At 64.9% G+C, this 19,117-nt stretch carries 19 protein-coding genes; 11 read left to right on the top strand and 8 right to left on the bottom strand.

The features are described 5' to 3' along the window. Positions 1 to 11: 11 nt before the first annotated feature. The 3 genes from BRAGE_RS48745 to BRAGE_RS0116485 form a co-directional block, all read right to left on the bottom strand. Positions 12 to 995, bottom strand: coding sequence for an HAD family hydrolase (locus BRAGE_RS48745; protein ID WP_051378467.1), 984 nt, complete (start codon positions 993 to 995; stop codon positions 12 to 14). Positions 996 to 1,114: 119 nt separating this feature from the next. Beyond that, positions 1,115 to 2,821: an arylsulfatase gene (locus tag BRAGE_RS0116490; RefSeq protein WP_027557914.1), complete on the bottom strand. Its 1,707-nt coding sequence runs from the start codon at positions 2,819 to 2,821 to the stop codon at positions 1,115 to 1,117. A 10-nt stretch (positions 2,822 to 2,831) separates the two neighbouring features. Continuing rightward, positions 2,832 to 3,845, bottom strand: a complete 1,014-nt coding sequence (locus BRAGE_RS0116485; RefSeq protein WP_027557915.1) for a formylglycine-generating enzyme family protein — start codon at positions 3,843 to 3,845, stop codon at positions 2,832 to 2,834. A gap of 480 nt (positions 3,846 to 4,325) precedes the next feature. On the opposite strand from BRAGE_RS0116485, the gene BRAGE_RS0116480 reads away from it, so the two are divergent. Next, positions 4,326 to 5,312, top strand: coding sequence for a helix-turn-helix domain-containing protein (locus tag BRAGE_RS0116480; protein WP_027557916.1), 987 nt, complete (start codon positions 4,326 to 4,328; stop codon positions 5,310 to 5,312). Positions 5,313 to 5,768: 456 nt separating this feature from the next. On the opposite strand, the gene BRAGE_RS0116470 is transcribed toward BRAGE_RS0116480, so the two are convergent. Then, entirely contained in the window at positions 5,769 to 6,845 is a 1,077-nt protein-coding gene (locus tag BRAGE_RS0116470; RefSeq protein ID WP_028146299.1) for a methyl-accepting chemotaxis protein, read from the bottom strand. 282 nt (positions 6,846 to 7,127) lie between these two features. On the opposite strand from BRAGE_RS0116470, the gene recJ reads away from it, so the two are divergent. The 3 genes from recJ to BRAGE_RS0116455 all read left to right on the top strand — a co-directional run bounded on the left by recJ (position 7,128) and on the right by BRAGE_RS0116455 (position 10,737). Next, positions 7,128 to 8,969 (top strand): single-stranded-DNA-specific exonuclease RecJ, encoded by a 1,842-nt coding sequence (gene recJ, locus BRAGE_RS0116465; protein ID WP_027557917.1) that lies wholly within the window; start codon positions 7,128 to 7,130, stop codon positions 8,967 to 8,969. A gap of 64 nt (positions 8,970 to 9,033) precedes the next feature. Continuing rightward, complete coding sequence (locus tag BRAGE_RS0116460; protein ID WP_027557918.1) at positions 9,034 to 9,843, top strand: SDR family NAD(P)-dependent oxidoreductase; 810 nt, start codon at positions 9,034 to 9,036, stop codon at positions 9,841 to 9,843. 96 nt (positions 9,844 to 9,939) lie between these two features. Beyond that, positions 9,940 to 10,737, top strand: coding sequence for an aldolase (locus tag BRAGE_RS0116455; protein WP_027557919.1), 798 nt, complete (start codon positions 9,940 to 9,942; stop codon positions 10,735 to 10,737). Positions 10,738 to 10,743: 6 nt separating this feature from the next. Here BRAGE_RS0116455 and BRAGE_RS0116450 read toward each other — a convergent pair whose 3' ends face one another. After that, positions 10,744 to 11,973: a lytic murein transglycosylase gene (locus BRAGE_RS0116450; RefSeq protein ID WP_027557920.1), complete on the bottom strand. Its 1,230-nt coding sequence runs from the start codon at positions 11,971 to 11,973 to the stop codon at positions 10,744 to 10,746. 124 nt (positions 11,974 to 12,097) lie between these two features. Between BRAGE_RS0116450 and BRAGE_RS0116445 the strand changes: the two genes are divergently transcribed. The 3 genes from BRAGE_RS0116445 (at position 12,098) to BRAGE_RS0116435 (ending at position 12,938) form a co-directional block, all read left to right on the top strand. After that, entirely contained in the window at positions 12,098 to 12,352 is a 255-nt protein-coding gene (locus BRAGE_RS0116445; protein ID WP_027557921.1) for a hypothetical protein, read from the top strand. Between the two features lie 61 nt (positions 12,353 to 12,413). Beyond that, positions 12,414 to 12,665, top strand: a complete 252-nt coding sequence (locus BRAGE_RS0116440) for a hypothetical protein (protein WP_027557922.1) — start codon at positions 12,414 to 12,416, stop codon at positions 12,663 to 12,665. A gap of 84 nt (positions 12,666 to 12,749) precedes the next feature. Further along, a complete protein-coding gene (locus tag BRAGE_RS0116435) occupies positions 12,750 to 12,938 on the top strand; it encodes a hypothetical protein (RefSeq protein ID WP_027557923.1) in 189 nt (62 codons plus the stop codon). 33 nt (positions 12,939 to 12,971) lie between these two features. On the opposite strand, the gene BRAGE_RS0116430 is transcribed toward BRAGE_RS0116435, so the two are convergent. Then, positions 12,972 to 13,502: a MarR family winged helix-turn-helix transcriptional regulator gene (locus BRAGE_RS0116430; RefSeq protein WP_027557924.1), complete on the bottom strand. Its 531-nt coding sequence runs from the start codon at positions 13,500 to 13,502 to the stop codon at positions 12,972 to 12,974. A 54-nt stretch (positions 13,503 to 13,556) separates the two neighbouring features. Here BRAGE_RS0116430 and BRAGE_RS0116425 point away from each other — a divergent pair, with 54 nt between their 5' ends. Both BRAGE_RS0116425 and BRAGE_RS0116420 read left to right on the top strand, forming a co-directional pair. After that, complete coding sequence (locus BRAGE_RS0116425; RefSeq protein WP_027557925.1) at positions 13,557 to 14,036, top strand: carboxymuconolactone decarboxylase family protein; 480 nt, start codon at positions 13,557 to 13,559, stop codon at positions 14,034 to 14,036. Between the two features lie 21 nt (positions 14,037 to 14,057). Next, positions 14,058 to 14,561 carry a cupin domain-containing protein gene (locus tag BRAGE_RS0116420; RefSeq protein ID WP_027557926.1) on the top strand — a complete coding sequence of 168 codons (504 nt, stop codon included), beginning with the start codon at positions 14,058 to 14,060 and terminating at the stop codon, positions 14,559 to 14,561. Positions 14,562 to 14,580: 19 nt separating this feature from the next. Here BRAGE_RS0116420 and BRAGE_RS0116415 read toward each other — a convergent pair whose 3' ends face one another. Beyond that, positions 14,581 to 16,182, bottom strand: a complete 1,602-nt coding sequence (locus tag BRAGE_RS0116415; RefSeq protein WP_027557927.1) for a peptidase M23 — start codon at positions 16,180 to 16,182, stop codon at positions 14,581 to 14,583. A 45-nt stretch (positions 16,183 to 16,227) separates the two neighbouring features. After that, positions 16,228 to 16,794: an elongation factor P gene (gene efp / locus BRAGE_RS0116410; RefSeq protein WP_027557928.1), complete on the bottom strand. Its 567-nt coding sequence runs from the start codon at positions 16,792 to 16,794 to the stop codon at positions 16,228 to 16,230. Between the two features lie 162 nt (positions 16,795 to 16,956). On the opposite strand from efp, the gene epmA reads away from it, so the two are divergent. Together epmA and BRAGE_RS0116400 are read left to right on the top strand one after the other, a co-directional pair. Continuing rightward, positions 16,957 to 18,021 carry an EF-P lysine aminoacylase EpmA gene (gene epmA, locus BRAGE_RS0116405; protein WP_027557929.1) on the top strand — a complete coding sequence of 355 codons (1,065 nt, stop codon included), beginning with the start codon at positions 16,957 to 16,959 and terminating at the stop codon, positions 18,019 to 18,021. Continuing rightward, complete coding sequence (locus BRAGE_RS0116400) at positions 18,018 to 19,112, top strand: lysine-2,3-aminomutase-like protein (RefSeq protein WP_027557930.1); 1,095 nt, start codon at positions 18,018 to 18,020, stop codon at positions 19,110 to 19,112. The genes epmA and BRAGE_RS0116400 overlap by 4 nt, the downstream gene beginning before the upstream one ends. Positions 19,113 to 19,117 lie beyond the last annotated feature (5 nt).

Raw genomic sequence — 19,117 nt, 5'->3', positions numbered from 1 at the left:
CGGCCGCCTTGTCATTGCGACGCTCCCGTGCTGCCGCGCTCGAACGCGAACACTGTCTTCCAGTCCTTGGCCATATCGACCACGGTCCAGCCACGCTGCACCGCTTCATCCCAGGCCTTGTCTAGCTTTCCGATTTTGGACCGCCGGTCGTAGGCATATTCGCGGGCTGAATCAGTGTGATGGACGATGCCGAGGAAACGAGCGCCAGGCCCGGCCGCGGTCCATTGCAGCATCTGCTGGTCGCCGTCCGAATTGCCGAAGGCGAGGATCGGGCGACGGCCAATGAAGCGGTTGATGCCTGACGGCTTGCCGGGGCCGTCATCGATGAATTCGACCTTGGGCAGCTTCGTCAGGAGAGGGCGTCCGTCGGGGCCGATCCTGAATTGCGTGATGCCGGACGAGCCGACCACCTGCTCCGGCGGAATGCCGTAGGCTTTCTCGGCCCACACCCGCATGAATTCGACGCCGCCGCCGGAGACGATGAAAGTCTTGAAACCGTTCGCGCGCAGATAGGCGATCAGCTCGACCATCGGCTGATAGACCAGTTCGTTGTAGGGACGGTCAAAGCGTGGGTGTCTGGCCTGCGCGAGCCATCCGGCTACCGATACGGCATAATCATCGGTCGTCATGCCGCTATGTGCGGCCGCGATCAGCCCCAGCAAGCCTTTCTCGCCCTGCGACGCGAGGCCTTGCTTGTCACCCGAGAGGAATGCCTTGAACGGTTGCTGATGCCTCCATTCGGGATGCTTCGGCGCCAACGCCTTGACACTGTCGAAACCGAAGGCGAGCTGGAAATAGACCGGCTGCTCGCACCAGAGCGTGCCTTCATTGTCGAACACAGCAATGCGCTCGGCGGGCGGCACGAAGTCCGGTCCAGCGTCCTTGGTCACACGCGCGACGAAATCGGTCACCGCCTGCTTCGCCGCGCCGTCGTTCCAGGATGGCAAGGGATCGGTCTGGGCCGATGCGCGCGATGCTCCGACCGAGACGAGCATGACGACGGCCAGGACGACGCGATATGACTTTCGCGACGCGATGGCGCGCCATTGCGACCAAGACGGCCGGATGCGCTCTTCACGATCCGACCGTTGCATCTCCCGCCATTCCGCCACCGTCAGTTACTCTGCGCGGCTTCGAAGCTACGTTGCATCTTCTCCTGGAGTTGATCGATGCTAAAGCTCGAAGGTCGCTGGCTGGGCGGAAACTCCTTGAAGGTTGCAAGGAATTGACCGACGATTGCAGGGCCGGCAATGAGGACGCCGGCAGCGTCCGACATCAGCCAGTCATAGTAGGTATTGGACGTGATATCGGCGCGTTCGTAAGGATCGGACCGCAGGTTGAAGAATTTCGGGACACGGAGCTTCGTGAACGGCTCGGCCCAGATTCGCATCGTTCCCGTCGCACGCTGTTCCTCGAAAACGACCTTCCAGTTCTCGATGCGCGCCGCGACGAGGTCGCCGTCATCGTTGAAGTAGACGAATTCCTTGCGGGCGCTGTTCGGCTGTTGACCGGTGAGGTAGGCGAGCTGGCTGTAGCCGTCGAGATGGACCTTGTAGGTCTCGCCGCCGATCTGATAACCGGTCAGCAGCTTCTGCTTGACGTCGGCATCGCCTGCTGCGGCGAGCAGCGTCGGCATCCAGTCGAGACCGCTGACGATCTCGTTCGACACGGTGCCGGCAGCGATGCGGCCGGGCCATCGGATCATGCAGGGAACGCGGAACGCGCCTTCCCAATTGGTGTTCTTCTCGCTGCGGAACGGGGTCGTGCCGGCATCCGGCCAGGAATTTTGGTGCGGTCCGTTGTCGGTCGTGTAGATCAGGATGGTGTCGTTGGCGATGCCGAGATCGTCCAGCGCCTTCAGGATCGTTCCGATCGTCGCGTCGTGCTCGATCATTCCATCCGCATATTCTGTCCGGGACGTCAGCCCGGGCTTGTCGCGATGCTCGGGCCGGACGTGCGTGCGGAAATGCATGCGGGTGGAGTTGAACCAGCAGAAGAACGGCGTGTTGGCCTGGGTCTGCCGCTTGATGAAATCGATCGCGGCAGCCGAGGTCTCGTCGTCGATCGTCTCCATCCGCTTCTTGTTCAGCGGGCCGGTATCCTCGATGGTCTGCTTGCCGACCCGTCCGAAGCGTGGGTGCTCGGTCGGATCGTCGCGGTCGCTGGCCTTGCAGCGCAGGACGCCGCGCGGTCCGAATTTCTCCAGGAAGCCGGGATCGCGCGGATAGAACCGGTTCTCCGGATCTTCCTCGGCGTTGAGGTGATACAGATTGCCGTAGAACTCGTCGAAGCCGTGTACGGTCGGCAGGTACTCGTTGCGGTCGCCGAGATGGTTCTTGCCGAACTGGCCCGTGGCGTAGCCAAGCGGCTTGAGCAATTCGGCGATCGTCACGTCGCGTGACTGGAGGCCGACGGCGGCGCCGGGAATGCCGACCTTCGACAATCCCGTCCGCAGCGTGCACTGGCCGGTGATGAACGACGATCGCCCGGCGGTGCAGCTCTGCTCGGCATAATAGTCGGTGAACATCATGCCTTCTTTGGCGATGCGATCGATGTTCGGGGTGCGATATCCCATCACGCCGAAAGAATAGGCGGAGATATTGGTCTGGCCGATATCGTCACCGAAGATCACGAGGATGTTCGGCTTGCGGCCGGACGACGTCTGCGACGGGTTGGGCGCTGGGGCTGCTTTCTGGGCCTGCGCCATGGCCTCGGACGTCAGGGCCGCGGCGGCGACGATGGAGGATGTTCCAAGCAGCAGATGTCTGCGATCGATCGGTTGACTGGACTGGTTGTTCTTGTTCTTCAACTCGCTGCTCATGCGATGCTCCCTATGTTGCAGCAGATCCTTCTTGTTCGCGGTGAGTGACGGGAGGCATCCGCACCACGCAGCGGAAGCCGACATGGCTGGTCGAGGTGTCGATCGGCTCGGCATGCCGCGCGGCGGGACGATAACGGCGGCAATAGTTCGGCGCGCAGAGATGCGAGCCGCCCTTCAGAACCTTGCGCGGAATGCGGATGTCCGGTTGACATGGATCAAAGCTCGCATCCTCGCGGCCGCCGCGCGGATTGCTTGGGATGCAGCAGGGTTTTGCAGCCTCGGCCGTGTGCCGCGCCGACCACCAGTCGGATGTCCACTCCCAGACATTGCCGATCATGTCGTAGAGGCCGTAGCCGTTGGGCGGGAAGGCCATGACCGGCGAGGTACGTGCGTACCCATCTTCGCCGAGATTCTGGACGGGGAAGTTTCCCTGCCAGATATTGGCCATGTGCTTACCGCCCGGCATCAGCGCATCGCCCCAGGCGAATTCCTCGCCCTCGAGGCCGCCCCGCGCGGCAAACTCCCATTCGGCTTCCGTCGGCAGCTCCTTGCCGGCCCAACGGGCATAGGCCGCCGCATCGCTGTAGGAGACGTGCACGACCGGATGATCGTCGAGGCCCTTGATGTTGCTGCCGGGACCGTAAGGATGACGCCAATTGGCGCCGCGCATGAATGACCACCACTGGCTCCAGTCGGTGAGATCGGTGATGCGCGGCAGCGGAGAGAAAACCAGTGATCCCGCGTAGAGCATCTCCTTCAGGGCGCCTGGATAGTCCTTCGGATCCGGAACGATCTGGGCTTCAGTGACATGGCGTGTCGCGTTGACGAATTGCTTGAACTGCCGGTTGGTGACCGGCGTGCGATCGATCCAGAAACCGTCGACGGCGACCCGATGGCTCGGCGCCTCCTCGGGGTAATGATGGTCGGATCCCATGCGAAAGGTTCCGCCGGGAATGAAGAGCATCTCGCCGGTCTTTGCATCGTCCGGCAACCACTCGCGATGATCGAGGTCCGCCCGCAACATGGTGGACCTGACGCTACGGCGAAGGTTTTGGCAGGTGCCGACGACGGCGCGTTGTCCGGTACGCTGGACGCATTGTCTGGTCCCCTCTTTCTCGACGCTCGGGGAGACGAAGACGCGTCATTGCGTCAAGATCTCTTTCCTTTGCGCGCAGGGCTTCCACCACGCGGCAAAACGCCACCGCGTGCGCCCTGCCATCGACAGAGCGCTTCCGATTGAGATCGCTGAGGTTGCAAACGGTATCCGAAGAATGGGAGGCTGTGATGTGCAGTTTGTGCCAGTACGCTGAAGCAGCGGCTGAGACTTAACGCCCCATGTCACAAATCGCAGCAACTCGCGCTGAATACGGCAATCTCGCTCGCCGGATTTCGATAGCGTTTGTATCAAAACGCGCAGGCGGGTTGTCGCACCCATCTCGCGTTGTGGTGGTATTTCGCGGCCGCCTGCCGCAGAATTGTCGCGCTTGAGTAACAGAGTGCAGCCATGGGGCAGTTCCTTCTGGTTGATTCGCGTAAGCTCGACGGTTTCGAAGGACTTCACCAGGCCGTCCACGGCTCGCATGTCGACGTGATGCAGCTCGGACGCGGGCGGCTGCGGGGAACGTTGTCGCACGTTGGTATCGGCGACTTCTCGCTGAGCATCGGCACCTTCAACGTCGGCATGCGCACGCAGCGCGTCTCCAGCGACGACAAGCTGATCATCGGGATGCTGCTCGCGGCTGAGGAGCGCGTTGCGCACTGGTCGTTCGACATGCAGCTCAACGACGTGCTCGTGATCCCGCCGCTGCTCGAGCATGACGGCGTCTTCCATGGCGCGTCCGCTTACGCCGCGATGCGCTTCGACCTCGATGGAGTTGCCTCGCTGTTCGGCGGCGAGGCGCGGCTGAGCGATCCCGACACCTGGCGCAGCCGCAGCCATTTTAAGGCGGATCCCGAGAGCGGTGCGATTGCCTCGCGTCGCCTGGTCCGGATCATGTCGCATCTGCGGACGAACACGGAGGGCTTGACGCCCTCGACCGCCGAGTTCTGGAAACGGGCGATTGTGGAATGCATGGCGGCCAATGTCATGTCGTCACTGCCGCCTGACCACAGCAGCTGGCTGCCTTCGGCGCGACGGCTGATCCGCAGGGTTGAGGATTATCTCGACGAAGCCGGCACGCGCCCGGTGCATGTGTCGGAGATCTGCGCGGCATTGAGCGTATCGCGGCGCACCTTGCACCGTGCCTTTCAGGAGGTATTCGGCCTCGGTCCGGTCAGTTTCCTCCGGCACAAGCGGCTATGCGCCGTTCATTCCATCCTGCGCCAGAGCGCGCCCGGCTCAACCACCGTGGCGGCCGTCGCGATGGAGCAGGGCTTTTACGAGCTCGGCCGGTTCGCGCAATATTACTTTGCAGTGTTTGGCGAGCGCCCGTCGCAGACGCTCGGAATTGCCGCGTTGCGGGCACAACGAGCCGGCATCGCCAGGGCATAGCGCTGCCGCGGCTACTTCGGCGCGCGCGTGCCTAAGCGTTCGACGAGGCGGATCAAATAGCCATCGGGATCCTGGACCAGGAATTCGCGCTGCCCGATTTCGTCGTTGCCGACCGATCATCGGCGATCTCGAACCCGAGCAGGTCCTGCCAGAACGACAGGCTGACGTGAATGTTCGAGATGCCGAGTTCGGGCACCAGATCGGCAACGCCGTCACGAGGTGCGTTCCCTTGCTCTCGGAGGTGGCGCGGGCGACAGGGTCGAGAAGGGGTGGCTTGGTCATCAGACGCGAACAGCCCCGGCTGCCAACGGCGCCATCATCGCATCATGCCGGTGTTTTGCCCGACCTGTCAAACGGCCTTGCCCGACCTCTCAAATGGCAAATGAAAAATCGTCATGAAAACGACCCTTCCGCTACTGTGCATGGGGTTGTTTTCACGATCTGGGTTGAACAGGCTCACACCCCGCAGACGATCACGCCATACCAGCCGAGCCCGCGATAGGTCTCATAGCCCGGCGTCGCGTGGAAGGCGATCATCGTGCCGGTCCGGTCGTGGTAAAAGCCGGAGCGCTGGCCGTTCAGCGAGAGCGAGATGCGCTCGCTGAGGATGCCCTGGCCGTCGGAGGCGGCGATCACGCGGAAATTGGAGTCGACCAGCAGCACGCGGGCCTTGTCGCTGTCGCCGACGCGGACCCCTTGCACGATCGCACGGGCCTGCGGCTCCCAGTCGAAATGGATGGCGAGCACGCCGATCGGCGCGCCGTGGGCCTCTCCGCCGGCACGGACGCTGGCGCAGTAGGTCGCGACCTGCGCGTTGCCGAGCAGCGGCTGGTTCTCGACATCGCCGGCGACATAATCGTCGCCGGAGCGAAGGGTGCGCGCTTCGCGAAACCACTTGGTGTGGGCGACGTTCTGGCCGACGACACGAAAGCGGTCGGTGCGGCCGTTGGCGATGACGTTGCCGTCGAGGTCGCAAAGCCAGAGGTCGAGATAGACGGTGTAGGCGCCGAGGATGACGCCGAGCCGCTGCGAGGCGTAGGTGACCGCGGCCGGAGCAGGGGAGGCCGCGCAATCGACCACGGCGGAATCGGTCGCCCACCAGCGCACGTCGCAGGTGCGCTCATAGAGGTTGCGGTCGATCAGCTCGACCGCGTTGAGCGACAGATCGACCATGCGCTCGCCGCGCGAGCGCTGGCTCATGCGGTCGATCGAGGCGACGAGATCGCCGGTGCGTTTCGTCAACTGGGTCTCGAGCTCGCGTGCGATGGTCTCGACCTGCTGGCCGACGCCGCGCACCTCCTGCGCCACCACGGCAAAGCCGGCGCCTTGCGCGCCGGCGCGCGAGCTCTCGATCAGCGCGTTCAGCGCCAGCATCTTCATCTGGTTGGTGATCTGCTGGATCGCCTTGGTCTTGTCGACCGCGATCTGGTTGACCTCCGCGGTGAGGCGGTTGATCAGCGCGGAAATGTCGGAATCGTCGTCGGCGGGTTCGTTGGAAACGGGCTTGGCTTTGAGACCCAGCGCAGCAGACATCGGGGAGCTTCCCTTGGCAATGAGGCCTGATCTGCAATGAACCCGGAACAACAACTCACAGATCGAATACGATTCTTTTTCGAGGATTCCGCCTAACGCCTGCTTAATTTGCTGTTTTGCGGATTGCCCAAATGATAGTCAGTCCGCGCAGCAAAGCGGCAATCCACCGCTTTGTGCGGCGGGGACATTGCAAACACCAGGGGATTCCCGGTCAATCGTCATTGTCGGCCGATCGCCGCATCGCCTGTATCGGGTTCGCCTTCCTCAAGCCAGTTTCGATCCATGACACCGCCCGCCACCACCTTGCCGACCGAGATGCCCCAGGCGTTCCTGGGCGTCGCGCGCTCGCTCACCGACAAGCTCTGGCGCGACCGGCTGGACGCGCGCGGGGCGGCCAAGGCGCTCGCCATCGTGCAGCGGCACCAATTGCCGGAACTGCTGGCGCGGGTGCTGGCGGGCCGCGGGGTGGACATCGACGCGGTCGCCGACTTTCTCGATCCGACCATCCGGAAGCTGATGCCGGATCCGTTCACCGTGACTGAGATGGAGGCCGCGGCGAAGCGGATCGCGGACGCGGCGGCGAGGGGCGAGAAGGTCGCGATCTTCGGCGACTACGACGTCGATGGCGCCACCTCGGCGGCGCTGCTGGCCTGGCACCTGCGCCATTGCGGGCTCGATCCGCTGATCCATATCCCTGACCGCATTTTCGAGGGCTACGGCCCCAACACCGAAGCGGTTCGCGGACTGGCGGCCAAGGGCGCCACGCTGCTCGTCACCGTCGATTGCGGCACCACCAGCATCGAGCCGCTGGCCGAAGCAAAACGCCTCGGCATGTCCGTGGTCGTGATCGACCATCACCAGGCCGGTGACGAGCTGCCGGAGGTCGATGCGCTGGTCAATCCGAACCGGCTCGATGATCTCTCGGGTCTCGGCCATCTCGCCGCCGTCGGCCTCGTGCTGGTGACGCTGGTCGCGGTCAATCGCGAGCTGCGCCAGCGCGGCTTCTGGAATTCCGAGATGCCCGAGCCCGATCTACTGGGCATGCTGCATCACGTCGCGCTCGGCACGGTCGCCGATGTCGCGCCGCTGATCGGCCTCAATCGCGCCTTCGTCGCCAAGGGCCTGATCGCGATGAGGCGGCGCGACCATGTCGGCCATACCGCACTGATGGACGTGGCGCGGCTCAACGGCCCGCCGGAGGCCTGGCATCTCGGCTTCATGCTGGGTCCGCGCGTCAATGCTGGCGGCCGCATCGGCCGCGCCGATCTCGGCGTGCGGCTTTTGCTGGAAGGCGACAGCGTCGAGGCCGCGCGGATCGCCGCCGAGCTCGATCGCCTCAACAGCGAGCGCCGCATCATCGAGCAGGCCGCGGAAGCGCAGGCGGAAGCCGAGGCGCTGGCCTCGATCGGGCTGGAGGATAAGCTCGGCGTCATCGTCACGGCGTCTGAAGGGTGGCATCCCGGCGTGGTCGGCCTCGTCGCCTCGCGCCTGAAGGAGAAGTTTTCGCGGCCCGCTTTCGCCATCGCGCTCGAGCCCGGCGGCATCGGCACCGGCTCGGGCCGCTCGATCGCCGGCGTCGATCTCGGCAAGGCGGTGCGGCAGGCTGTGGCCGACGGCATCTTGCTGAAGGGCGGCGGCCACGCGATGGCCGCCGGCGTCACGCTGCGGAAAGAGAAGCTCGCCGAATTCCGTGCCTATCTCGAGACCGCGCTGGCGCAGGACGTCGCCGAGGCGCGCCACGTCAATGAGCTCGATATCGACGGCGCGGTCTCCGCGCGTGCGGTAACGACGGAGCTCGCGACGACGCTCAATCGCGCGGGGCCGTTCGGCAGCGGCAACCCGGAGCCGGTGCTGGCGCTGCCGGGGCATCAGCTCGTCTTTGCCGACGAGGTCGGGCAGGCGCATTTGAGGCTGCGTTTTAAGTCGGGCGACGGTTCGATCGTCAACGGCATCGCATTCCGCGCAGTCGGCCAGAAGCTCGGCAATGCGCTACTCGCCAATCGCGGCCAGCAACTACATGTCGCGGGATCATTGTCGGTCGACCGCTACCAGGGCGCCGAGCGCGTGCAATTCCGCGTCCTCGATGTCGCGCTACCGGACCAGGGGCCATCCGTGATCAGATAACGCAAGACCCGGCGCGATTTTCCGGCAAGATCATGCCGCAACGACAAAAAAGAAGGGAGTGAACATGGCAGGGCAGGTTGAGGGCAAGGTCGCGCTGGTGACGGGCGGCGCGTCAGGTATTGGCGAGGCCATTGTCGAGCTGTTCGCGCGCGAGGGCGCCACTGTTGTCATCACCGATATCGACGAGCTGCGAGGCCCCGAACTCGAAAAGCGCGTCACCAAGGCGGGCGGCAAGGCGATCTTCCTGGAGCAGGACGTCACCAGCGAGGAGCGCTGGATCGAGATCGTCGCCGAGATCGCGAAGCGCTATGGCCGGCTCGACATCATGGTCTCCAATGCGGGCATCGGCATTGCCGTGCCCTCGATCGTCGACATGACGCTCTCCGACTGGCGCAAGCAGAACGCGATCAATCTCGACGGCGTGTTCCTCTCGGTCAAGCACTGCCTGCCGCTGATGCGCAAGACCGGCGGCGGCTCGATCGTCATGATGTCCTCGCTCGCGGGCCTGCGCGGTGCGCCGGGGCTCTCGGCCTATTCGCTGACCAAGGGCGGCGTGCGGCTGTTCGCCAAGTCGATCGCGATGGAGTGCGCGGCAGCAGGTGACGGCATCCGCGTCAACTCCGTGCATCCCGGCATCATCGACACGCCGATCTGGGGCAAGATTCCGACCGGTGCGGCCGGCGCCGGCCAGAATGCGCCGATCGATCCGGAGGAGCGTGCCAAGGTCGCAACTCCGCTCGGGCGCGCCGGCCAGGCCGCGGAGATCGCCTCCGGCGTGTTGTATCTGGCTTCCGATGCCTCGCGCTACGTCACCGGCAGCGAGCTCGTCATCGACGGCGGCATGAATGCCGGCGGAGTGCCGCGTCGAGCGTGAGACGCGCAGGGCAGGGTGGCGGTCGCGGGGGCTGACGTGCAGGCGCGGCCCCTGTAGAACGCTGACAGCTTCCGACCGACAGAGGTGTCCTTCGCCATGGCGCACAGCCTTCATTCGCCGTCTTCCGCGCCCGAGCCCGTCCGCTCGAACCGGCCGGACCTTGCCACCGATGCGATCCGCACCGCGCGCGAGGATCTCGCCGCCTGTTTCCGCATGGCCGCCCGAAACGGCTTTGAGGAGGGCATCTGCAACCACTTCTCGGCCGTCGTGCCGGGCCATGACGATCTCTTCCTCGTCAACCCCTATGGCTACGCGTTCCGCGAGCTGAGCGCCTCGAAGCTGCTGATCTGCGACTTCCACGGCAACGTGCTCGACGGTGAAGGCGTTCCCGAGGCGACCGCCTTCTACATCCACGCCGAGATGCACAAGCGCCTACCGCGCGCCAAGGTCGCCTTCCACACCCACATGCCCTACGCCACCGCGCTCTCGATGACCGAGGGCGATCCGCTGATCTGGGCCGGCCAGACCGCGCTGAAATTCTACGGCCGCACCGCGGTCGACCGCGACTATAACGGCCTTGCCCTCGATAACCGCGAGGGCGCGCGCATCGCGTCCGCAGTTGGCGATGCTGACATCGTCTTCATGAAGCATCACGGCGTGATGGTGTTGGCGCCGACCATCGCGGAAGCCTGGGACGATCTCTATTATCTCGAGCGCGCTGCCGAAGTGCAGGTGCTCGCGATGTCGACCGGACGCAAGGTGCTGCCGGTCGATCCCGCGATTGCGGCCGAGACCTACAGGCAGATGCGCGAGGGCGATTCCGAATCCGCGCGGCTGCACCTCGCCGCGATCCGGCGGCAGCTCGATGCGGAAGAGCCGCAGTACCGGCACTGAGGTCGCCTACGACCCCTGCCGCAGCTTCGCCAGCACCTTCAGCCCGCCATAGCCATCTGCCGGCGTGATCCCTGCGCGCTGCTGAAAATCCTTGATCGCCTTCATGGTGTCGTTGCCGACGCGGCCGTCGGTGCCGCCGGTGTCGAACCCGGCCTTTGTCAGCCGCGTCTGCATCTCCTGCACCTCGGCGAGCGTCAGCGCGCGTTCGGAGCCGGGGAAGGGCTGGGTGAAGGGCGGCGCGCCGAGACAGCGGTCGCCGAGATGGCAGATCGCCAGCGCGTAGTTCATCGAGGGATTGTAGCTCTTCACCGAATAGAAGTTCGGTCCGAGCAGGAACGTTGGCCCACCCGCGACCGGCGTCCACATCTGTGCGGAGGCGTTCGGCTGCGGGAACGGCTGTCCGTCGGCGCGGGTGACGCCGGCCGACTGCCACGCCGCGTAGGTGCGGCTGCCGCTTGCCTCGCCGGACGCGCGCACCTCGTAGCCCCAGTGCTCGCCGCGATGCCATTTGCCGCGATTGACCAGATATTTTGCGGTCGAGCCCAGCGCGTCGTCGGGCTTGCCGAACGGCGAGACCTTGCCGTCGCCGTCATAGTCGATGCCGACATTGAGCCAGACCTCCGGCATCCATTGCGAATGTCCCATCGCGCCGGCCCATGAGCCCTTCATCTCCTCGGGCGTGCTCCAGCCCTTGTCGACGATGCGCAGGGCGTTGATCAGCTCGGTCTCCCAATAGGCCTTGCGGCGTGGCTCGTTCCAGGCGAGCGCGGCGAGGGAGGGAAACACCGGCGTCATGTGGTTCTGCTGCACCAGCGGATCGCCATAGGCGGACTCGACGCCCCACAGCGCCAGCAGCGTGCCGCGCTCGACGCCGAAATCGCGCTCGATCCGCGCGAGCAGCGCCTCGTTGTTCTTCAGCGCGATCTTGCCGTTGATGATGCGCCAGTCCGAGACGCGGCGGTTGATGTATTGCCAGACCTGCTCGTGAAATTCAGGCTGGTTGCGCATCTGCTTGAACACGCTCATGTCAGGCTCGACGCGTCCCATCGCGCGCTGCCATGTCGTGGCCGAAATGCCCTTGGCCATGGCGCGAGCGCGAAAGCTCTCGCGCCACTCGTCGAAGCCCGGAGGTGCCGCAAGCACATCCGCGGGCGAGGCGAGCAGAGCGGCTGCTCCGAGCGCGGATTTCAGCAGGGTGCGGCGGCTACGAAGGGACGAGGAATCAGCTTGTTTCATGGTGCCATTCTAGCCGGAAAATCGCGCAGGTGAGTCGGTTCCTGGAACGCCGGGAACAGCCCATTGGCCCGGAACAAACTGTCGCACTACCGCATTCCCTCCGCACGATAATGAGGAGGAGAAGATGAGGAAGTATCTGTTTGCTGCCGCCATGGTCACTGCGATCGCGGCCCCCGCATTCGCCGATGAAGTCGGCGTTCACGTCGGTCCGGTTGGCGCCGGTGTGACGGTGGGCCAGTCCCATGAATACCGCGACCGTGATCGCGACCGTACAACCGTCATCAAGGAGCGTGCGCCCGCCGATCGCACCACTGTGATCAAGAAGGAAGATGAATTCGGCAATCGCAGCAAGACCGTGATTCATCACGACAACGACTGACGGCGCAAGGCCCCGGCGCAACGCCGGGGCCACAATCTGTTCATCGAGCATTCGGGGTGGAATGAAGATACGCGCGCATGCGGAAAGCCATGTCGTCGAACTGGATGACGGATCGCAGTGGCAGATTTTCCCCGGCGATCTCGCGACGACGCTGAGCTGGAAGCCCGAGACGGATTTGCACCTGGAGCGATGCCGCGACCGGGTGAGTTCGCATGTGCTGGTGAATGGCGCCGACCAAAGCCGCGTGCGGGTGATCGCGGCGCACGAGACCTGGCCCGACGGCGAGGTTAAGAAAGTGTTGAAGGGCGACTAGGCCGTCCTTGCGCGGTCAGGATACCCCCAACTTTTGGACTGTCGCTTTACGGTCGGTTCGTTTCCGTCTGTGCAAGATACCCGCATGCGGGAGCTGTTCAGCATCATCTACGCCACCCCCTGGCCATTCGGCGCCGGGCTGCTGGTCGTGGTCCTGATGATCATTGCCGAGAACTTTGGCCGCGGCATTCAGGGTGATGGCGGCATCGGCGGCGATTTTTCGGATGCCGGCGGATGTGACGGCGGCGGTGGCGATGGAGGAGGCGGCGACTAGGTCTCGCCCCGTGATGCTGCGAGCATTGCGCAGCTAGCCCTCCTGCAAATCCGCTGCGATCCCTGCGAGCCACCGGCGAATGCTTGCCTCGGTCTTGGCATCGAGGCCGCCGGCAAGGCGCTTCTCCAGCGCGATCACGCGTTCCCGACACGCCTTCAGCAGCGTCGCGCCGCGCGACGTCAGCATCCACTGCTGGATACGGCCGTGGACGGGATGCGGCGTCATCTCAATGGCGCCGTCGCGTTCCAGGTTGCGAATGATCACGCCGACCGTCTGCGGGGTCAGGAAGGTGAGGCGGGCGACGTCTGCCCCCGACAGGCCCGGGTACGCGTTGAGCATCGTCAGCACCGCAAATTGGGGCGATGTCACGCCGAGGTCCGCCAGCGTCCGCTCCATCGTCAGGCGGACCGCGGCGTGAGCCTGGCGCAGGAGATAACCGAGATAGCCTTGCTCGCCGCGCTTGCCCTCGCCGGGAGCGGGCACGCGAACGGTGCCTTCGTCGGCAGACATGGGCGTCTTGCGCGCGGTTTTCGATCTTGTGATGCCGGCAGACTTGCGTGACATGTAAGAGCTCTTATAAGATGTAAGTGCTATTACAATAACACGAGGTGAACGGCAATGTCTCACGCCCGCAGTGAATACGAGGATTTCAAGCGGATCGCGCCCGATGCGTATGATCTGGTGCTCGCACTGGGCCAGGTGGCGGCCAAGGCTGGCCTCGACAAACAGCTGCTCGAGCTGGTCAAGCTGCGCGCCTCACAGATCAATGGCTGTGCCTTCTGCGTGCAGCATCATGTCTTGTTGTCGGAGCGGATCGGCGTGCCCGCCGACAAGCTCCATCTGGTCGCGGTCTGGCGCGAGGCACCTATCTTTTCCGCGCGTGAGCGGGCGGCGCTCGCCTGGGCTGAGGCGCTGACCCTGCTGCCGGACGGCGTCGGCGAAGACGTCTACGCGGAGGCGAGCCGCGAGTTCTCCGAGACGGAGTTGACGTATCTCACCTCGGCGGTCGCCTCGATCAACGTCTGGAACCGTTTTGGCGCGGCATTTCGCTGGACGCCGGCGAAGCGGCCGGTCGCGGCGCATGCCGCGGCATCCTGAACGCAACGAGGAGAGACTGTCATGTCAGCAATGGATTTGGCCACCACGCTGCGCCCGGTGCCATCGCGCGCGACGGCGCTGGCCGTCGTCGGCGGACTTGCCTGCGCGCTTGCGATCGGCAAGGCGCTGCCGGTGACGATGGACACCGTTTCCAGCGCCCTGGCGCCGCTCTGCGCCACCGCCGCGGGGAGCTCGCCGCTCGACAAGGTCGAGCCGATCGGCTCCTACGCGCTGCCCAACGTGCCGGGCAAGCGTGTGACGATCGTGCGCGTGTTCTACGGCCCCGGCGGGTTCTCGCGGCCGCATCGCCACGCGGGGTCCGTCACGGCCTACATCACCAAGGGAGAGATCCGCTCCCAGCTCGGCGGCGGCCCGGTCGAGACGTTCGGCGTCGGCCAGTCCTTCTTCGAGCCGCCGGGCTCCACGCACCTGGTCTCGGCCAATGCCAGCGCAACGGAGCCGGCGGAGTTGATCGCGGTGTTCGTCGCGGACGAGGGCGCGCAGCTGACGACGTATCTGGAGTGATTGGTAAGGGCTCGGCCGCTCAATTCTCCTCGCCGCTCGAGCCCTCGCGCAAATCAGGCTTGACCACGTCCTCCGGCAGCGCATGGGCCACGGGCTGCGGCGTACCCGCGATCTCCGGGCCGACCTCGCGGCCGCGGGCGTGGATCAGGCGTTCATACGCTGAGACCAGCGTGACGTAGGGGCTGACCCAGATCCAGCCATCGCGGGTGAATAGCTGCACGTCGAAATGCAAATGCATCGAGGTGCCGGCGGGATGGTCGAGATAGTTCGAGACCACACCGATCTTCTCGCCTTCCGTGACCGTGCGGCCATTGAGAACGCCGTCGGCGGTCAGCACCTGCGGGTTCATGTGCATGTAGCGGAAGCGGATGTGCTCAGTGCGGCTGTTGACCTCGAGCGTTACCGCCTGATCCTTGGCGCCGCGGATCACGATGGCGTCGCGCACCGCGACGACGCCGCGCTGTTTGGGATCGCAGGGCGCGCGGCCTTCGCCGGGAGGCGGGCAGTCGGCCGCGCGGATGTCCTCGCCCTGGTGGCCGTAACCGCCGGCGCATTGCCAGACCTCGAAACTGCGGGACTCGCAGAAATTGTCACGCCAGGGATAACCGATCGGACCTTCGTTCCTGTCGCGCTTGGCGTAGGATTGCGAGCGCACGAAGGCGGGCGCCTTCTCCAGCGGAAAACGGATCTGGGCATAGGCCATCACGTCGGGATGGCCACCCCTGTTGCGATAGCCTGTGTTCGGGATGATGTCGCCGCTCGGCCGATAGCTGAAGTCCGCCGAACGCTCCGAGGGACGATCAATGATGCCTGAGGCCATGTCCGTCAGCGGCCGCATGCGCTGGCCGCCGGCGATCCGCAGCGCCTTCAGGAAACGCTCGGCGACCGGATAGGCTTCCTTGCAGGCCAGCCGCCGCGGCTTGGCGACGCTGTCCAGGCACTGGATCGACACCACATAGGCGACGCCGAAGCGCGTGAAGGCGTAACGCACGTAACCTTCCCGGATGAACCTGCGCAGGTCCGGATAGGTTGCTGCGAGCGGCTTGACCGGCTCGCCCTTGCCGCCTGAGGGATCGGCGATGTCGTAGATTAGGGCCGAGCCCGTGATCTGTACCTCGACGGGCCTTGCAAACACGCGGCTGGGCATGCCGTCGCCGGCGCCGGGCTCAAGCGAGAACGTCGCGCTGTAACCGGCGGGGCCGGCATCGAACAGGTCGACGGAATTGAAATCGGCCTGGAAGCGCGACAGCGACAGGCTCGCAGGCGCGCCGCTCCGCTGCGTCTCGAGATAAGCCGCTGTATCGAACGGCAGCAGCACTGGCACGGAGCTGCGGGCGATGCCGGTGAAGAACTGCGAGGAGACCGCGTTGAGCTGCACCAGCGCCGGCATCGCGCGCGGGTCATAGCGCGGCACCGAGCGGCGAGGTGCGAAGATGAAGTCGCCCGCGATCTGGGGGCGACTGTTGATCTCGGTGCGGAGCTGGTCGAGCGCTGCGCGCCAGTCGACGCGCAGGGCCGTGAGCGAGGGGCTCCGGAATTCGTCCGCCGCCAGCGGAGAGGCGATGGGGAGCGAAAGCGGCGCCAGAAGAAGCGAGACGAAGCGGAAGCTCTTCCTACCCACTGCCTCGCCCCCCGGCGGTACCCATTCCGATCCCCGGCCCGTCGCTTAGTCCTTGGCGCGCTCGGAGTAGGAGCCGTCTTCGGTCATCACCACGATGCGGGTGCCGACCGAGATGTGCGGCGGCACGGTGGTGCGGACGCCGTTGGACAGCACCGCGGGCTTGTAGGAGGACGAAGCGGTCTGGCCCTTGGTCACGGGCTCGGTCTCGACCACTTCCAGCGTCACGCGCTGCGGCAGCGCGAGCGAGACCACGTTGACGTCGTGGGTCGACAGCTTGACGGTCATATCCGGCTGAAGATACGCGGCCGCGTCGCCGACGACGTCCTTGGAAACCTGGACCTGATCGTAGGTCTCGGGGTTCATGAAGTGGAAGCCGTCGCCATCTTCATAGAGGAACGTGTAGTTGCGCTCTTCGATGGTGGCCTTTTCGACCTGGTCGGTGGTCTTGTACCGTTCGGAGATCTTTACCCCGTCCGAGATTCGGCGCATTTCGATCTGGCTGACCGGGGTGCCCTTGCCGGGATGGATGTTCTCGGCGCTGACGACGACATAAAGCTTGCCGTCTTGCTCGATCACGTTGCCCTTGCGAATAGAACTGGCGATGACTCTCAAAGCTGTATTTCCTGCTTGCTTGGCCCGGCATCGGCCAGGACGTGGTCAAATCGATGGGGGACTTGGGGCCTCAAATCGGACCTCGGCGCCCGTTTCGGGCCGCAACATACTGATTTTGCCGTTCGATGCCAGCCTTTTGCTGGCGGCCAAGGTGGCCGGCTGATGGCTGGGGACAAGCCGATCTCGCCGTTTTGGTCGCCCGAGCGGCACCTCGACCGACGGCCCTTCCTCCAGGCACGGGGCGCCATTACCGGAGCAATACGGGGCTTTTTCGCCGAGCAGGGCTTCGTCGAGGTCGAAACCTCCGTCCTCCAGGTCTCGCCGGGCAATGAGACCCATCTGCATGCCCCCCGGACCGAGATCATGCGCCCCGACGGCAGCCGGGCCAGCCGGTATTTGCGGACCTCGCCGGAATTTGCCTGCAAGAAGCTCCTGGCGGCCGGGGAGCCCCGAATCTTCGAGCTCGCCCGGGTATTCCGCGACCGGGAGCGCGGCGACCTCCATTTGCCCGAATTCACCATGCTGGAATGGTACCGGGCCAGTGCCCCCTATGACGCCATCATGGCCGACACCGTTGTCGTTATCGACCGCGCGGCCCAGGCCACCGGGATCGGGACCTTCTCGTTCCGGGGGCGGACCGCCGATCCGTTTTCCGAGCCTGAGTTGCTGACGGTTGCGGCCGCTTTCGAGCGTTTCGCCGGCATCGACCTGCTGTCGACAATCTCGGGCGCAGAGGGTAACCGTGCCACGCTCGCCCAGGCGGCGGCCGGCAAGGTCCGCATAGCCGAGGACGACACCTGGTCGGACATCTTCAGCAAGGTCCTGGTCGAGCACGTCGAGCCGCATCTGGGGCAGGGGCGTTTGACCATCCTGTTCGAATACCCATCTCCAGAAGCGGCGCTGGCGCGGGTGAAAGCGGAAGATCCGAGGGTCGCGGAGCGGTTCGAGGTCTATGCCTGTGGCGTCGAGCTCGCCAACGGTTTTGGCGAGCTGACCGATGCCGAGGAGCAGCGCAAGCGCTTCACGGAATCGATGGCGGAGAAGCAGCGCCGCTACGGCGAGGCCTATCCGCTGGATGAGGATTTTCTGGCTGCGGTTGCCGCAATGCCGGAGGCGAGCGGCGTCGCGCTCGGCTTCGACCGGCTGGTGATGCTGGCGAGCGGCGCAACACGGATTGATCAGGTGGTGTGGACGCCGCCTGCAGAAGAAGCGTTAAGCGAGAGATGACGAAGACCAGTCTTGCACGTACCTTGCGCGAGCCGGCCGAGCTCGTGGCCGAGGGCCTCGCGCCCGCAGCCGCGCTGCCAGCGCTCGAGCGCGTTGCCGCGCGCTATGCGGTCGCAATCACGCCGGCGTTGGTCGAGTTGATCGACCCGGCCGATCCCGACGATCCCATTGCGCGGCAGTTCGTGCCGACCGCCGCAGAGCTCGAAGTGCAGCCGGGCGAGAACGCCGATCCGATCGGCGATCACCCGCACTCGCCGGTTCCCGGCATCGTGCATCGCTATCCCGATCGCGTGCTGTTCAAGCTCGTCCATGTCTGCGCGGTCTATTGTCGCTTCTGTTTCCGCCGCGAGATGGTCGGGCCCGGCAAGGAGAACGCGCTGTCGGACAGCGCCTATCGCGCGGCAATCGATTACATCCGCGCGCATAACGATATCTGGGAAGTGATCCTGACCGGCGGCGACCCCTTGATGCTGTCGCCGCGCCGGATGAGTGAGATCATGGCGGATCTTGCCGCCATCGATCACGTCAAGATCATCCGCCTCCACACCCGCGTGCCGGTGGCTGATCCCGCACGCATCAGCGAGGAGATGGTCGCAGCGCTGAAGGTTCCGGGGGCGATCACCTGGGTCGCGCTCCATGCCAATCATGCGCGCGAGCTCACGGAAGACGCCCGTGCCGCCTGCGCGCGGCTCGTCGACGCCGGCATTCCCATGGTCAGCCAGTCCGTGCTCTTGCGCGGCGTCAACGACAACGTGGCCGCTTTGTCGGATTTGATGCGAGCTTTCGTCGAATGCCGGATCAAGCCCTACTACCTGCATCACGGCGATCTCGCGCCGGGCACCGTGCATTTGCGAACGACGCTGGCAGAGGGGCAGGCTTTGATGCGGCAGTTGCGCGGACGGGTGTCGGGACTGTGTCAGCCCGACTATGTCATCGATATTCCCGGCGGCGCGGGTAAGTCTCCGGTCGGACCGAATTACGTGTTGGCGGCACAAAATACCGCACCCGACGCGGGTGATGCGGGAGCCGAAACGCGCTATCGTATCGTGGACTATTGTGGCGACGTTCATCTCTATCCGCCCGAAACCTGAGCAGG

The sequence above is a fragment of the Bradyrhizobium genosp. SA-4 str. CB756 genome, from assembly GCF_000473125.1.
In the GTDB taxonomy this organism is placed as follows: Bacteria; Pseudomonadota; Alphaproteobacteria; order Rhizobiales; family Xanthobacteraceae; genus Bradyrhizobium; species Bradyrhizobium arachidis.
The sequence above is the reverse complement of the archived record's forward strand: the minus strand, read 5'-3'. Positions and strand labels throughout refer to the sequence as shown.

What these genes read in the sequence shown, in the direction of transcription:
- BRAGE_RS48745 (WP_051378467.1), bottom strand. Translation starts at nt 995, where the DNA reads ATGCTCGTCTCGGTCGGAGCATCGCGCGCATCGGCCCAGACCGATCCC.
- BRAGE_RS0116490 (WP_027557914.1), bottom strand. Translation starts at nt 2,821, where the DNA reads ATGAGCAGCGAGTTGAAGAACAAGAACAACCAGTCCAGTCAACCGATC.
- BRAGE_RS0116485 (WP_027557915.1), bottom strand. Translation starts at nt 3,845, where the DNA reads ATGTTGCGGGCGGACCTCGATCATCGCGAGTGGTTGCCGGACGATGCA.
- BRAGE_RS0116480 (WP_027557916.1), top strand. Translation starts at nt 4,326, where the DNA reads ATGGGGCAGTTCCTTCTGGTTGATTCGCGTAAGCTCGACGGTTTCGAA.
- BRAGE_RS0116470 (WP_028146299.1), bottom strand. Translation starts at nt 6,845, where the DNA reads ATGTCTGCTGCGCTGGGTCTCAAAGCCAAGCCCGTTTCCAACGAACCC.
- recJ (WP_027557917.1), top strand. Translation starts at nt 7,128, where the DNA reads ATGACACCGCCCGCCACCACCTTGCCGACCGAGATGCCCCAGGCGTTC.
- BRAGE_RS0116460 (WP_027557918.1), top strand. Translation starts at nt 9,034, where the DNA reads ATGGCAGGGCAGGTTGAGGGCAAGGTCGCGCTGGTGACGGGCGGCGCG.
- BRAGE_RS0116455 (WP_027557919.1), top strand. Translation starts at nt 9,940, where the DNA reads ATGGCGCACAGCCTTCATTCGCCGTCTTCCGCGCCCGAGCCCGTCCGC.
- BRAGE_RS0116450 (WP_027557920.1), bottom strand. Translation starts at nt 11,973, where the DNA reads ATGAAACAAGCTGATTCCTCGTCCCTTCGTAGCCGCCGCACCCTGCTG.
- BRAGE_RS0116445 (WP_027557921.1), top strand. Translation starts at nt 12,098, where the DNA reads ATGAGGAAGTATCTGTTTGCTGCCGCCATGGTCACTGCGATCGCGGCC.
- BRAGE_RS0116440 (WP_027557922.1), top strand. Translation starts at nt 12,414, where the DNA reads ATGAAGATACGCGCGCATGCGGAAAGCCATGTCGTCGAACTGGATGAC.
- BRAGE_RS0116435 (WP_027557923.1), top strand. Translation starts at nt 12,750, where the DNA reads ATGCGGGAGCTGTTCAGCATCATCTACGCCACCCCCTGGCCATTCGGC.
- BRAGE_RS0116430 (WP_027557924.1), bottom strand. Translation starts at nt 13,502, where the DNA reads ATGTCACGCAAGTCTGCCGGCATCACAAGATCGAAAACCGCGCGCAAG.
- BRAGE_RS0116425 (WP_027557925.1), top strand. Translation starts at nt 13,557, where the DNA reads ATGTCTCACGCCCGCAGTGAATACGAGGATTTCAAGCGGATCGCGCCC.
- BRAGE_RS0116420 (WP_027557926.1), top strand. Translation starts at nt 14,058, where the DNA reads ATGTCAGCAATGGATTTGGCCACCACGCTGCGCCCGGTGCCATCGCGC.
- epmA (WP_027557929.1), top strand. Translation starts at nt 16,957, where the DNA reads ATGGCTGGGGACAAGCCGATCTCGCCGTTTTGGTCGCCCGAGCGGCAC.
- BRAGE_RS0116400 (WP_027557930.1), top strand. Translation starts at nt 18,018, where the DNA reads ATGACGAAGACCAGTCTTGCACGTACCTTGCGCGAGCCGGCCGAGCTC.